Raw genomic sequence first — 14,439 nt, 5'->3', positions numbered from 1 at the left:
AATTATCTTATCTGATTAATCCTCTTTATCTGCCTGGTTTTGTATTGAAAATCATGATCTTTCTTACCCGATATCGGGTCAGGAACGTAAGAAAATGTTGTTTAAATATTTTAATAAAAAATAACAAGTTAGTTGTTTTGTAATGGTATTTTCATCAGGTTTGTCTTCATTTAGACCGTTTTGGGAAAGATTAAATAAACCTTAATCCAATAAAATATTCTATCTACATGAAATTAAAGTGTTTATTATTCTTTATGTGATACTCTCCCGCTCCGGATCAGCCTTTATTCTGAAGGAGAGTGAGGGTTTTAGTCAGTTTCAGAATTACAGAACTTTGACAAAAATACATATCTCATCTGTTTTTTAACTGCCACCTGTCAAAAAAACACAAACATTACTCGTCTCCTCATGCTACAGATTATGTGATGCTGCTTAACTAAATGATTAATCATTGTTGTTTAAGGAATATTGAGTTTTTAGCTTGTTTTCAAAATTCAGAGTTTTCTTTGCAATAATTTTGACATCTATCAACTGCTGAACTAAAAATTAAGAATCTTTCTATGTCAGAACTCAGAGATCAAATTTATAATTTACTTACAAATTTATCAGTCTGATATCTTAAATAAACCTTAATGGTATTGAAAACCAAAGATACAGAATCAGATTGAGTACATTCAAGGCGGTAGCGTGCCTGAATCATTGTTGTTTAATGTGGCTTATTGCCTAAAATAATAAAGAGGTTTTACAAATGTTGCTTCCCGTTATAATGGCCGGGGGTACCGGAAGCCGCTTATGGCCCCTTTCGCGTGAGTTATATCCCAAACAATTTTTAAGTTTGCATGGTGACTCTTCGATGTTGCAGGAAACCCTGCAACGACTGTCAGGTACCGACACTCTTGACCCTCTGGTCATCTGTAACGAAGAACATCGTTTTCTGGTAGCAGAGCAGCTACGTCAGATTAAAAAACTATCGCATAACATTATCCTGGAGCCTGCAGGCCGAAATACTGCACCGGCAATTGCTCTGGCTGCCCTTAATGCCACGAGCCGCAATGACGATCCCGTTTTACTGGTGCTTGCCGCTGATCACGTCATCGAAAATACCGAAGTGTTTCATCGGGCGATAGCCTCAGCTACCTCCTATGCGGAAAAGGGGCAACTGGTCACTTTCGGTATCGTACCTACGGGTCCTGAAACCGGCTATGGTTATATCCACCGTGGCCTGAAGATTTCTGATAATCATGATGCCCCCTTCACGGTACAACGATTTGTAGAAAAACCTGATCTCGCCACGGCGCAGCAATACCTAAGTTCCGGCGATTATTACTGGAACAGTGGCATGTTTATGTTCAGGGCCAGCCGTTATCTCCAGGAGCTGGAAAAGTTCAGACCCGATATCCTGGAAGCCTGCCGCAAAGCGATGGTGGGTAGTTCAGTCAGTGATAATTTTATCAGCATTGATGAGCATGAGTTTACTGCATGTCCCGATGAATCAGTTGATTATGCCGTAATGGAAAAAACAGATTCGGCAGTGGTTGTTCCTTTGGATGCTGGCTGGAGTGATGTCGGATCATGGTCAGCGTTATGGGAAGTTAATGCTAAAGATGCCTCCGGAAATGCCCTGAAAGGGGACACTTTTCTGTATAACACCCACAATTGTTATATCAACAGTGAAGATCAATTAGTGGCTGCCATTGGTGTCGATAACCTGGTGATTGTAAATACCAAAGATGCGGTGCTGGTCGCGCATAAAGATCAGGTTCAGGACGTTAAACGGGTGGTTGAGTACCTTAAACAAGAATGCCGTAGTGAGTATCGCCGGCATCGCGAAACTTACTGGCCCTGGGGACGTTGTGATCTGGTGGTCAATACTCCGCGGTTTAATGTTAACCGGATCACTATTAAACCGGGCGAACGCTTCGACTTACAAATGCATTTTCATCGCACGGAGCACTGGGTCATTTTATCAGGCACGGCGAAAGTCACGATACAAGACCGTACTCTGCTTCTGACTGAAAACCAGTCTACTTTTATTCCCATTGGGCACGAACATACCTTAGAAAATCCGGGCAAAATTCCTGTCGAATTGCTGGAGATTCAGTCAGGATCTTACCTCGGTGATGATGATTTTATTAAGATAAAACAGCAATTTGCTTCGGAAAAAGGACGTCCCTGATGACTAATCCATTATCGTGTTTCAAGAGCTACGATATTCGTGGTGTTCTGGGTGAGCAGCTCAATGATGATGTTGCGTACAGAATCGGTAGGGCTTACGCAGAGTTTCTGCATCCTGAGTCAGTGGTCGTTGGAGGGGATAACCGGCTGAGTAGCGAAGGGCTTAAACAAGCCCTGGTGCGCGGTTTGAGGGATGGCGGAACCGATGTCTTCGATATTGGTTTAAGTGGAACAGAAGAAGTCTATTTTGCCACTTTCCATCTCGGGGTAGACGGTGGAATTCAAATCACTGCCAGCCATAATCCGATAAATTACAACGGAATGAAGCTGGTGAGTAAAGGCTCTCGTCCTATAAGCGGTGAGAACGGACTCAATGAAATCCGTAGACTGGCAGAGCTTAACCAGTTTTTACCGGCCGATGAACAGCGGCGCGGGAGTTACCAGAAAATATCAGTTTCGGATGCCTATACCGATCATTTGCTGGGTTATGTTGATCTTAAAAACTTTACCCGGCCACTGAAGCTGGTCATTAATTCGGGCAATGGTTCTGCAGGGCACGTTATTGATGATATCGAAAAACGATTTCTCGAAGCCCGGCTACCGGTTAGTATTATTAAGGTACACCATGAGCCTGACGGAACCTTTCCACATGGTATCCCTAATCCGCTGCTACCCGATTGCCGGAAGGATACCGCAGATGCCGTGAGACATCACCAGGCAGATTTGGGGATTGCTTTTGACGGAGACTTCGATCGCTGCTTTATTTTTGATGAACAGGGTGAGTTCATTGAAGGCTACTACATCGTTGGATTGCTGGCAGCTTCATTCCTCAAAAAGTCACCCGGAGCAAAAATCATTCATGACCCGCGTCTGACATGGAATACGCTGGATATTGTTCGTGAGGGTGGTGGTACACCGGTAATGTCTAAGACCGGACATGCTTTTATTAAACAAGCTATGCGAAATGAAGATGCCATTTATGGTGGTGAAATGAGCGCTCATCACTATTTCCGCGATTTTGCCTATTGCGACAGTGGCATGATTCCGTGGTTGTTGGTGGCTGAGTTACTGAATATTGAGAATAAATCGATTCATGACTTAGTCGGTGCGCGTCAGCAGGCTTTTCCTTCTTCAGGTGAGATAAACAGTACGCTGGCCGATGCACAGGCGGCAATCAGCCGGGTGCTGGAGCGGTATGCTCCCGATGCCACCCTGGTAGACTATACCGATGGGATTAGTGTTGAATATCCACAGTGGCGGTTTAATTTACGTAGTTCGAATACCGAACCGGTGGTCAGATTAAATGTCGAATCCAAATCGGATCCGGAGTTAATGAAAACAAAAACAGCGGAGTTACTGAAGTTGTTGAGAGAGGAGCACCCTTGAATACAATGCTGGCTGCCATATATCGCTATCGCGGCTTTATTACTGACAGCGTGAAACGGGATTTCCAGTCCCGTTATCAGACCAGCTTCCTCGGCGCAGCCTGGCTGATTCTTCAGCCGGTCGCCATGATAGCGGTTTATACTCTGATTTTTTCAGAGTTGATGCGGGCCCGGTTATCAGGAATGGATACTCCGTTTGCTTACAGTATCTATCTCTGTTCGGGAGTACTGACCTGGGGGCTGTTTACAGAAACACTGAATAACCTGGTCAATCTGTTCCTGACAAATGCCAATATCCTGAAAAAACTCAGCTTTCCGAGAATCTGTCTGCCAATTATTATTACCATTTCAGCATTTATCAATTTTTTGATTATTTTCGGGTTGTTTACTTTATTCCTGATTGTGACCAAAAACTTTCCGGGATGGGTGTTCTTCGCCATTATCCCTGTGCTGTTAATTCAGACGATTTTTACGGTGGGGCTAGGGATTATTCTCGGGGTGCTGAACGTATTTGTCCGTGATGTCGGGCAATTCGTGAACATCCTGCTGCAATTCTGGTTCTGGTTTACCCCTATCGTCTATATTGCTAAAACTCTCCCTGAATGGGTTACCCATTTACTGGTGTGGAATCCGATGGCAACCATCATCGGTGCATATCAGAAAATCATGCTTTATCACCAGTCACCTGACTGGGTTTCCTTACTGCCCGTTACACTGATTGCACTGGTACTGTTTTTCTTTGCATGGCGCCTGTTTAAAAAGCATTCTGCCGATATTGTAGACGAGATTTGATTATGACTATCAGAGTTCAGAATGTCGGCAAGGCATACAAATACTATTCGTCAAAATGGAACCGTGTACTGGAAAAGTTATTACCTGGTAGCAAAGCCCGGCATGAAAAAAAATGGGTGTTGAATGACATCAGTTTTACCATTCAGCCGGGGGAAGCGGTAGGTGTGGTTGGGGTTAACGGAGCCGGTAAAAGCACCTTACTGAAATTGCTCACGGGTACTACCCAACCGACCCGTGGTTCGATAGAAACCGATGGCCGTGTGGCAGCACTTCTCGAACTTGGGATGGGGTTCCATCCGGATTTCACCGGACGGCAGAACGTTCATATGTCCGGTTTGATGATGGGCCTGAGCCGTGAAGAGATCGATCGGCTGATGCCAGAGATCGAAGCTTTTGCGGATATTGGTGATTACATTGAACAACCGGTACGCATCTATTCAAGCGGGATGCAAATGCGGCTGGCCTTTGCTGTGGCTACCGCTTCGCGCCCTGACATTCTGATTGTTGATGAGGCTTTGTCGGTTGGTGATTCCCGTTTTCAGGCAAAATGCTATGCCAGAATTGCGCAGTTTAAACAGCAGGGCACCACGCTGTTACTGGTCTCACACAGTGCCGGCGATATTGTAAAGCACTGCGATCGCGCTATTTTTCTGAAAAATGGCAATATTCATCTGGACGGAACAGCCCGGGATGTCACCAACCATTATCTGGATGAATTATTTGGTAAAAATGAGACATCACAGTTGCCGGTTGAGCAGCCATCCGGAAAGACAGACAGTGTTCTGTCGTTGTCCGATGCCCGGGATATCTACCATACCCGGCCTGGCTACCGGCCGGAAGAGTATCGCTGGGGGCAGGGTGGCGCCAAAATTATTGACTATAATATTGTCAGTCAGCAGCAAAATTACCCCTCCTCCCTGACAGGTAATGAGAAGGTCGATTTTCAGATAAAAGTCTTGTTTGAATATGACTTCGATTCTGTGGTTCCCGGCATTCTGCTGAAGACTCTGGAAGGCTTGTTCCTTTATGGAACCAACTCCTTTCTGGCGTCAGAAGGCCGGGAAAATATTGTGGTATCCCGTGGGGATATCAGAGTTTTTCAGTTTAGCTTCCCGATGAATTTAAACAGTGGTGACTATCTGCTGTCGTTTGGCATTTCTGCTGGCAGGCCCGAGACTGAACTCACGCCTCTTGATCGTCGCTATGACTCCGTGATTTTACATGTTGCAAAAAACATGGATTTTTGGGGTGTGGTCGATCTTAAATCCGGCTTTAAAAGTTACCAATGAACCTGAGATGACCCAGCGCTATGAATAAAAATATTGAACAATTGGTATCTGAGCTTCCCGAAATTTATCAGACAATTTTTGGGCATTCGCAATGGAATTCTGATGCCGCCCGTGACTGCAATGAACGTCTGGGGCTTATTAAGCAGCACTACGATCAATTATCCGCAGCATTAGGCAGACCATTGCGGGTACTGGACTTAGGATGTGCCCAGGGCTTTTTCAGCTTAAGTCTGGCAGGGTTCGGTGCAACGGTAAAAGGGATTGATTTTCAACAGCAAAATATCGATTTATGTCAGGCGCTGGCCGCGGAAAATCCGGAATTTGATATCAGTTTCGAGACCGGCAGGGTTGAAGATATTGTCAGTGGCCTGGAAAAAGATCAGTTCGATCTGGTGATTGGTTTAAGTGTGTTCCACCACATTGTTCATCTTCACGGCATTCAGCAGGTCAAAGCATGGTTATCTCATCTGGCAGACTGCACGCAGATTGTGATTCTCGAACTGGCACTGCAAGAGGAACCGCTTTACTGGGGTGTTTCCCAGCCAGCCGATCCCCGGGAACTCATCGATAGCTGTGCTTTCTTTTATCGGACAGGCAGTTTTAACACTCACTTATCTGATATTTACCGTCCAATGTACCTGGTCAGCAATCACTGGATCATGTTGCCTGATTTCTGCCGGCAATTCAGTGACTGGTCTGATCAACCCTATCGTGGGGCGGGCCTGGCTCATAAAAAGAGCCGTCGTTATTATTCCGGTGACGATTTTATTTGCAAGCTGTTTGCTCATGGTTCGGCAGAAAATGAATTAACTATTGATGAGCGTGAGCGCAACAGTAAAGAGATTGCCGATGAAGCGGCTTTCCTTTCACAGCCTCCTGCAGGATTCCCGGTTCCTGAGTTGCTGGCTCATGGCCATGATGACGACACCAGCTGGTTGGTGATGGAGAAATTACCAGGCCGCCTGCTCAGTGACCTGCTGGCTGACGGACAGCCGGTGGATGCTGAAAAACTACTTTCAGATGTATTAGAACAGTTGGCTAATCTGGAAAAAGAGCACCTGTATCATGATGATATCAGGACCTGGAATATTCTGATGGACGAGCACGGTCAGGCCAGATTAATTGATTTTGGCTCAATAAGTTCTGTCCGTAAGGATTGCAGTTGGCCGGACAATTTGTTCCAGTCATTTTTTATATTTGTGAATGAAATTTTCGGTCTGGACGGTAATTTTCAGGGCTTCTGGCGTTCAGCGCCGGCACATCCATTCCGGTTAAGTTCCCCCTGGTCTGGCTGGTTGTACGCCTTCTGGCAACATCCGGTGGATCAATGGTCTTATCAACTGCTGAAGCAGCTGTTTGACCGCAAACACACTCTGCCTGCTCCTGACAACAGCCTGACAGCCACGGATTTATGGGTCACTGCTCAGGAAACAGTACTGCTGGAAATGCAGACCAAAATCAGGCATTTGACGGAACAGAATACAGAACAGCAGCAACTGCGTTTAACCCGGCTCGAAGCGGCATTTGATGATTTAACTTTGCAGCATAATCAGCTGGCGGAGCAAACCCTGGCAATGCAGCACGCTGCAGAAGCGACCGTTGAACCGGTAGTTGTTGAGGTCCCCGAAGATGTCGCGGATTTATTACAGCAACTTGAGCAAACCCGACGAGAACTGAGCCGTTACCAGCAGGAAAATCAGCAGTTGCAGCAGGAGATTGAGAAAATTCATCGCAGTCGCTCCTGGAAACTGACGCGTCCTTATCGTTATGCAGGACTGCAGGTGATTTTGTTAAAACAATACGGTGTGAAACAGCGTTGCAGACATCTGGCAAAAAGAGTGCTCAGGCTGGCGATTCGTTTTTTCAGGCGCCATCCGGCTCTCAAACAACAGGTAGTCAAACTGCTGTATAAAACCGGCTTGTATCACAAAGCCTTTAAGCTTTATCAGCGCATGAATCCGTTGCATCAGGCCAATATCCAGTCTGAATCGCAAAGCCTGTCAGAAACAGAAAAGCAGATTGCAAACCCCGATTTGTTGCCATCGGAAGTTAATGATCTTTTTCTCAGGTTAACAAAAAGAAAATAAGGGGATGGCCTTGCATATTTTGATCGACGTACAGGGATATCAGTCGGAAAGTAAATTCCGCGGAATTGGCCGCAGTACCCTGGCAATGAGTCGTGCCATTATTAAAAATGCCGGTGATCACCGCGTCAGCATTCTGATCAATGGTATGTATCCGGTGGACAGTATTAATAGCGTCAGACAGGCGTATCTGGATATCCTGCCAGAAGAAGAGATGTTTGTTTTTTCTGCAGCAACACCTACGGCCTACTGTAATATTGATAATCATCCCCGTGGGAAGGCTGCTGAAGCAGCAAGAGATATCGCGATAGCCAATATCTCGCCTGACATTGTCTATGTGATCAGTTTCTTTGAAGGGCACGGTGATAACTATACCGTGTCGGTTCCTGACGATGCGGTACCCTGGAAAACAGTCTGCGTCTGCCATGATCTGATCCCGCTGCTGAATAAAGAGCGTTATCTTGGCGATCCCAATTTCCGGGAATTCTATATGGGCAAGCTGGAGGCCTATCAGCGCTCTGATGCTATTTTTGCCATTTCAGAATCTGCAGCTAACGAAATTGTTGAATATACTGCGATTCCGCGGGAAAAAATCGTCAATATATCTTCAGCAGTTGGGGAAGAATTCTCCGTCAATCATTATTCAGAGGCCGATATTGCCGAACTGAAAAATAAATTCGGCCTGCCGGACAAATACATTCTTACCCTGGCTATGATTGAGCCGCGTAAGAATGTTGAAGCTTTGATCCACGCCTACAGTCAGTTGCCTAAAGATCTGCAGCAACAGTATCCTCTGGTTCTGGCGTATAAAGTCAGCCCTGAAGATCTTGAACGAATTCTGGTGTTGGCAGAGAGTTATGGTTTATCGCGATCACAGATGATCTTTACCGGCTTCCTTAGCGATAAAGACCTGATTGCTCTTTATAACCTGTGCACCCTGTTTGTTTTTCCCTCATTACATGAAGGTTTTGGCCTCCCGCCACTGGAAGCGATGCGTTGCGGTGCCGCAACTCTGTGCTCGAACGCTACCAGTCTGCCTGAAGTGGTCGGCTGGAATGAAGCCATGTTCGATCCACGTAATACGGAAGAAATTTGTCGTGTAATGCAACGGGCTCTGACCGATAAAACATTTTTCGCTGAGCTGAAACAACATGCAGTGACTCAGGCAGCAAAATTTTCCTGGGACAATACTGCCAGACGAGCGCTGGAAGGTTTTTCACGACTGACGGATGTTTCACATCCACAGCCTCTGACTTACGAAGCTGTTGCTGATAACCGCTTTCACACCTTGCAACAAACCGCAGGGCTTTCAGAAGCAGATTATCTGGTTCTGGCCTGGGCAGTGGCAGGCAATAATTTCAAAAACCATCAACGTAAACTGCTGGTTGATATCTCTGTACTGGCGAAACACGATGCTAAAACAGGAATCCAGCGGGTGTCCCGTAGCATTCTGAATGAGTTACTCAGGGCCGGAGTGGAAGGTTATAACGTAAGCGCGGTCTATTACACGCCCGGAGAATGCTATCGCTACGCCAACCATTACCTGGACACACATTTTGGCGGCAGCCGCGGCGAGGATACCCCGGTACTTTTCACCAAAGGCGATATCCTGCTGGCGACCGATTTAACCGCACATCTGTTCCCTGAAATTAACGCACAGATTGACAAAATACGTAAAGCCGGAGCCTCGGCCTGTTTTGTGGTGCATGACATTCTGCCACTCAGACGACCTGAATGGAGTATTGAAGGCGTTCAACGGGAGTTTCCGGTCTGGTTATCTTCGCTGGTTGCCCATGCTGACCGGTTGATTTGCGTATCGGCCAGTGTGGCAGATGATGTCCGGTTGTGGGTCACCGAGAATGCGGAATGGCTGAAGCCGAATCTGTTACTCAGAATCAGCAATTTCCACCTTGGCGCAGATATTGAATCCAGCGTACCCAGCCTTGGAATGCCCGCAGATTCCGGGGAGTTGCTTGGCAAAATGGCGGAGCAGCCCTCATTTATGATGGTCGGAACTCTTGAACCACGTAAAGGTCATGCCCAGGTACTGGCCGCCTTTGAATCTCTGTGGTCTGAGGGAAAAAATTATAATTTGTTTATCGTAGGTAAGCAGGGCTGGAATGTTGAGGAGTTGAGTGAACGGATGCGTCGTCACCCCCGTCTGGGTAAACAACTTTTCTGGTTGCATGATATCAGTGATGAGTTTCTCTCAGAACTCTATCATCACTCCAGTGCATTGATCTTCGCATCACTGGGGGAAGGTTTTGGTTTGCCATTGATTGAAGCGGCACAACAGAAACTCCCTGTCATTATCCGCGACATTCCGGTTTTCCGCGAGATAGCCGGGGAACATGCCTGTTATTTTTCAGGAGAGTCGGCTGCTGAGTTAAAGCAGGCACTGGAAATGTGGCTGATTGCGTTTGAGAAAGGGGAACACCCCAAATCAGAGAATATGCACTGGCTGACATGGAAGCAAAGTGCCGAATTTTTGCTCGAAAATCTGCCGCTTGTCCGCCAGGAAAGCTCCTGATAACGCCAGAGGGACCGCCTTATTGCCCGGTGGGCAATAAGGCTTATCATATTTATGAAAATAATATTCTCTACAGAATCGATAAAATACCCGCTGACAGGCATCGGTCGTTATGCCTGGGAGCTGGCAACACGTTTGCGACGCTCGCCCAGGATTGAGAGCATACGCTATTTTCATGGCACTCGTTTTATCAGTGATTTGCCTGAAATCTCCCCAAGGCAGGACAATAAATCGTCTCGTCACCGGCCGCTGGTGGCATGGGCACGTAGTAATCCGCTGGCCATTGAAGCCTACCGGTACCTGCATCCAAGGAGACAGGCGAGGGCGCTGCGCAATACTGAAGATGACGTCTATCATGGCCCCAACTTTTATCTGCCGCATAACATCGGGCGAAGCGTTGCGACTTTCCATGACATTTCTATTTTCACCTGTCCGGAGTTTCATCCTAAAGACCGGGTGAGATTTATGGAGAAGTCTCTGAATGACAGCCTGAAGTCTGCCAGCTTATTACTGACAGTCTCGGATTTCTCTCGTGATGAAATTATCAAAACCTGTGGCTATCCGGGTGACAGAATCATTGTGACACCTCTGGCCTGCAATCAGGACTATTACCCCCGTTCCGAAGCGGAGTGTCAGCCGGTATTAACTAAATATCAGTTACGCTGGCGGCGCTATGGTTTGTATATCGGGACGATGGAACCACGAAAGAATATCAAAGGGATTTTACAGGCCTACGAGCGTTTACCGGCAGAACTCCGTAAACAGTATCCGATGATTTTCAGTGGTTACCGGGGCTGGGAAGATACTGATGTCTGGCAACTGGTAGATAAAGGAACCCGCGAAGGATGGATTCATTATTTAGGCTATGTTCCGGAACAGGATTTACCGTTTCTTTATTCAGCCGCAGCAACGTTTATTTATCCCTCTTTCTATGAAGGTTTTGGCTTGCCGGTGTTGGAGGCGATGTCTTGTGGTACTCCGGTCGTAACTTCCTCGACGACTTCACTACCAGAAGTGGTCGGTAACGCTGCGCTGATGGCCGACCCACAGGATGTGGTGATGTTAAGTCAGCTTATCCAACGTAGTTTTATGGATACAGAATGGCGGGAAGAGGCTATCAGTGCCGGTTTGGCCCGCGCCAGGACTTTTTCCTGGCAACGCTGTACTGAACAGACTATCGATGCTTATCAGTTGCTCTGAGGGGGGAAGTTGAGAATTTTACATGTTTATAAAACCTACTACCCGGACTCATATGGTGGCATTGAACAGGTGATTTATCAGCTTTGTCACGGATGCGTGCAAAGAGGTATTGAATCAGAGGTGTTCACCTTTAGCCAACTGACTTCTGCTGGTCGGAGAATGTGGGATGATCATCCGGTTATTTATAATAAAACCGGATTAGAAATTGCTTCGACGCCGTTTTCTTTGCAGGCGCTTGCTGAATTTAACAAAATCAAAAATGATTACGATATTATAAATTATCATTTTCCTTTTCCGTTTATGGATGTCATGCATCTGACTGGCCGGCCCGATGCAAAAACGGTTGTTACCTATCACTCTGATATCATTAAACAAAAGAATTTACTGCGGCTTTATCTGCCGGTTCAGAACCAGTTTTTGAAAAGCGTGGATAGTATTATTGCTTCATCTCCCAATTATCTGGCAACCAGTGCAATATTGCAGCGGTTCAAAGATAAAACCAGCGTTATTCCCTTTGGCTTAAAACCGGCGCGAATTTCTGCAAACAGGGAGCGTCGGGAATACTGGCGTCAGAAAATTGGCGGCCCGTTTTTTCTGTTTGTCGGGGCATTCCGCTACTATAAAGGCCTGAATATTCTACTGGAAGCCGCCGCCAGAAGGGGGTTGCCAGTGGTAATTGCAGGAGGTGGTCCCATGAAAGAGGGCCTGGAACAACAGGCCAGCGCGTTAAATGCCAGCAGTATTTTCTTTGCCGGGATGGTTAACGATGAAGATAAAAACATTCTTTATGAGTTGTGTTACGGCGTTGTATTCCCGTCACATCTGCGATCTGAAGCCTTTGGTGTCAGCCTGCTGGAAGGCGCTCAGTTCGGTCGTCCGTTGATTTCCTGTGAAATAGGAACAGGAACGTCCTTTATTAACATCCATCAGGAAACCGGACTGGTTATTGCACCGGAAGACAGTAAAGTGCTGGCAGAAGCGATGCAGACCTTATGGGATAATCCTGAACTGGCCAGGCAATATGGCGAAAATGCCGGCAAACGGTTTGCAGAGAATTTTACTTCGACAAAGATGATTGATCATTATATCGACCACTATCAGCGGTTACTCGGCAATCCATCAGACAATGTTGTTTAGGTGGGATATCATCATTTTTTGCGATGTTTCGTAAATGTTGCGTAAGTGTGAATTGTCGTTGTGTGCGCTTCCATAACTATGCATTACACCCTGCTTAGCGTCTTTCGCTATACTGGAGCGGGTAGGGGTATCAGAGAGCTTTGCATGGCTGAAACCAGAGAGAATCAGCTATGCCGGTTCTCTCCATGGTAATTTATCGGGCAGTCAGGCCGGATTCAGACCGGCTAATTTTCCTGCCGCAGTAAAAGCGTTGCATTTATGCCTCCTCTTTACTCATAGTAAGAGTTACTATAGATTCATTGTTAATGATTATAATTATGATTAACTTGCGTAGTGTAGGTCCCTGACAGGAGTAGATAATGTCCAAGCAACAGATCGGCGTAGTAGGTATGGCAGTTATGGGTCGTAACCTGGCTCTGAATATCGAAAGCCGCGGTTATACTGTGTCTATTTTTAACCGTTCACGTGAAAAAACTGATGAAGTGATTGCTGAAAATCCGGGCAAAAAACTCGCACCTTACTACAGTGTCGAAGAGTTTGTTGAGTCCCTGGAAAAGCCACGCCGTATCCTGTTAATGGTACAGGCCGGTGAAGCAACTGATAAGACTATCGCTTCTCTGACTCCTCATCTGGATAAAGGCGATATTCTTATTGATGGCGGTAACACCTTCTATAAAGATACCATTCGTCGTAATAAAGAACTTTCTGATCAGGGCTTTAACTTCATTGGTACCGGTGTTTCCGGCGGTGAAGAAGGTGCTCTGAAAGGTCCTTCAATCATGCCAGGTGGCCAGAAAGAAGCTTATGAGCTGGTAGCACCAATTCTTGATAAAATTGCTGCACGTGCCGAAGGTGAGCCTTGTGTGGCTTATATCGGTCCAAACGGTGCCGGTCACTATGTTAAAATGGTGCACAACGGTATCGAATATGGCGATATGCAGCTGATTGCTGAAGCTTATTCTCTGCTGAAAGGCGCTTTAAACCTGAGCAACGAACAGTTGGCTGAAACTTTCAGTGAGTGGAACACTGGCGAGCTGAACAGCTATCTGATCGACATCACCAAAGATATCTTCACTAAGAAAGACGAAGAGGGTAACTACCTGGTTGATGTGATTCTTGATGAAGCAGCAAACAAAGGTACCGGTAAATGGACCAGCCAGAGTTCTCTGGACCTGGGTGAACCATTATCACTGATCACCGAGTCTGTATTTGCCCGTTACCTGTCCTCACTGAAAACTCAGCGTGTTGCAGCCTCTAAAGTGCTGTCTGGTCCGGCTGCGAAAACTGTTGCTGGTGACAAAGCTGATTTCGTTGAAAAAGTACGTCGTGCACTGTACCTGGGTAAAATCGTTTCTTACGCGCAGGGCTTCTCTCAGTTGCGTGCTGCTTCAGAACAGTATGAGTGGGATCTGCATTATGGTGAGATTGCGAAAATCTTCCGTGCGGGTTGTATTATCCGTGCTCAGTTCCTGCAGAAAATTACCGATGCTTATGCAGAAGATGCAAACATCGCTAACCTGCTGTTAGCACCGTACTTCAAGAATATCGCTGATGAATACCAGCAGGCACTGCGTGACGTGGTTGCCTATGCTGTACAGAATGGTATTCCTACTCCGACATTCTCAGCTGCGATTGCTTACTATGACAGCTACCGTTCAGCCGTGCTGCCTGCCAACCTGATCCAGGCTCAGCGTGACTACTTTGGTGCGCATACTTATAAGCGTATCGATAAAGACGGTGTGTTCCACACTGAGTGGTTAGATTAATTTTTTAAACCATACCGGCAACTCTCAGGGTTGCCATCAAAAAAGCCTGAAGATTCCTTCAGGCTTTTTTTTTGCTGCCCA

At 46.4% G+C, this 14,439-nt stretch carries 9 protein-coding genes; all 9 read left to right on the top strand.

What is annotated here, in order from left to right; genetic code table 11:
- The first annotated feature begins 748 nt into the window (after positions 1 to 748).
- The 9 genes from A7K98_RS13300 (at position 749) to gndA (ending at position 14,358) form a co-directional block, all read left to right on the top strand.
- Positions 749 to 2,176, top strand: coding sequence for a mannose-1-phosphate guanylyltransferase/mannose-6-phosphate isomerase (locus A7K98_RS13300; RefSeq protein ID WP_087489000.1), 1,428 nt, complete (start codon positions 749 to 751; stop codon positions 2,174 to 2,176).
- Positions 2,176 to 3,561 carry a phosphohexomutase domain-containing protein gene (locus tag A7K98_RS13295; protein ID WP_087488999.1) on the top strand — a complete coding sequence of 462 codons (1,386 nt, stop codon included), beginning with the start codon at positions 2,176 to 2,178 and terminating at the stop codon, positions 3,559 to 3,561. The genes A7K98_RS13300 and A7K98_RS13295 overlap by 1 nt, the downstream gene beginning before the upstream one ends.
- Positions 3,562 to 3,566: 5 nt before the next feature.
- A complete protein-coding gene (locus tag A7K98_RS13290) occupies positions 3,567 to 4,352 on the top strand; it encodes an ABC transporter permease (protein WP_087488998.1) in 786 nt (261 codons plus the stop codon).
- A gap of 2 nt (positions 4,353 to 4,354) precedes the next feature.
- Positions 4,355 to 5,641 carry an ABC transporter ATP-binding protein gene (locus A7K98_RS13285; protein WP_087488997.1) on the top strand — a complete coding sequence of 429 codons (1,287 nt, stop codon included), beginning with the start codon at positions 4,355 to 4,357 and terminating at the stop codon, positions 5,639 to 5,641.
- Positions 5,642 to 5,661: 20 nt separating this feature from the next.
- Complete coding sequence (locus A7K98_RS13280) at positions 5,662 to 7,728, top strand: methyltransferase domain-containing protein (protein WP_087488996.1); 2,067 nt, start codon at positions 5,662 to 5,664, stop codon at positions 7,726 to 7,728.
- A gap of 10 nt (positions 7,729 to 7,738) precedes the next feature.
- Positions 7,739 to 10,255, top strand: coding sequence for a glycosyltransferase family 4 protein (locus A7K98_RS13275; RefSeq protein WP_087490508.1), 2,517 nt, complete (start codon positions 7,739 to 7,741; stop codon positions 10,253 to 10,255).
- Between the two features lie 54 nt (positions 10,256 to 10,309).
- Positions 10,310 to 11,455, top strand: coding sequence for a glycosyltransferase family 4 protein (locus A7K98_RS13270; RefSeq protein WP_087488995.1), 1,146 nt, complete (start codon positions 10,310 to 10,312; stop codon positions 11,453 to 11,455).
- Positions 11,456 to 11,464: 9 nt separating this feature from the next.
- Positions 11,465 to 12,592 (top strand): glycosyltransferase family 4 protein, encoded by a 1,128-nt coding sequence (locus A7K98_RS13265; protein WP_087488994.1) that lies wholly within the window; start codon positions 11,465 to 11,467, stop codon positions 12,590 to 12,592.
- Between the two features lie 359 nt (positions 12,593 to 12,951).
- Entirely contained in the window at positions 12,952 to 14,358 is a 1,407-nt protein-coding gene (gene gndA, locus A7K98_RS13260) for an NADP-dependent phosphogluconate dehydrogenase (RefSeq protein ID WP_087488993.1), read from the top strand.
- The last annotated feature ends 81 nt before the right edge of the window (positions 14,359 to 14,439 follow it).

Origin of the sequence: Tatumella citrea, assembly GCF_002163585.1 — a bacterium.
GTDB classification, from domain to species: domain Bacteria; phylum Pseudomonadota; class Gammaproteobacteria; order Enterobacterales; family Enterobacteriaceae; genus Tatumella; species Tatumella citrea.
This window is presented reverse-complemented; position numbering and strand designations above follow the sequence as displayed.

What these genes read in the sequence shown, in the direction of transcription:
- A7K98_RS13300 (WP_087489000.1), top strand. Translation starts at nt 749, where the DNA reads ATGTTGCTTCCCGTTATAATGGCCGGGGGTACCGGAAGCCGCTTATGG.
- A7K98_RS13295 (WP_087488999.1), top strand. Translation starts at nt 2,176, where the DNA reads ATGACTAATCCATTATCGTGTTTCAAGAGCTACGATATTCGTGGTGTT.
- A7K98_RS13290 (WP_087488998.1), top strand. Translation starts at nt 3,567, where the DNA reads ATGCTGGCTGCCATATATCGCTATCGCGGCTTTATTACTGACAGCGTG.
- A7K98_RS13285 (WP_087488997.1), top strand. Translation starts at nt 4,355, where the DNA reads ATGACTATCAGAGTTCAGAATGTCGGCAAGGCATACAAATACTATTCG.
- A7K98_RS13280 (WP_087488996.1), top strand. Translation starts at nt 5,662, where the DNA reads ATGAATAAAAATATTGAACAATTGGTATCTGAGCTTCCCGAAATTTAT.
- A7K98_RS13270 (WP_087488995.1), top strand. Translation starts at nt 10,310, where the DNA reads ATGAAAATAATATTCTCTACAGAATCGATAAAATACCCGCTGACAGGC.
- gndA (WP_087488993.1), top strand. Translation starts at nt 12,952, where the DNA reads ATGTCCAAGCAACAGATCGGCGTAGTAGGTATGGCAGTTATGGGTCGT.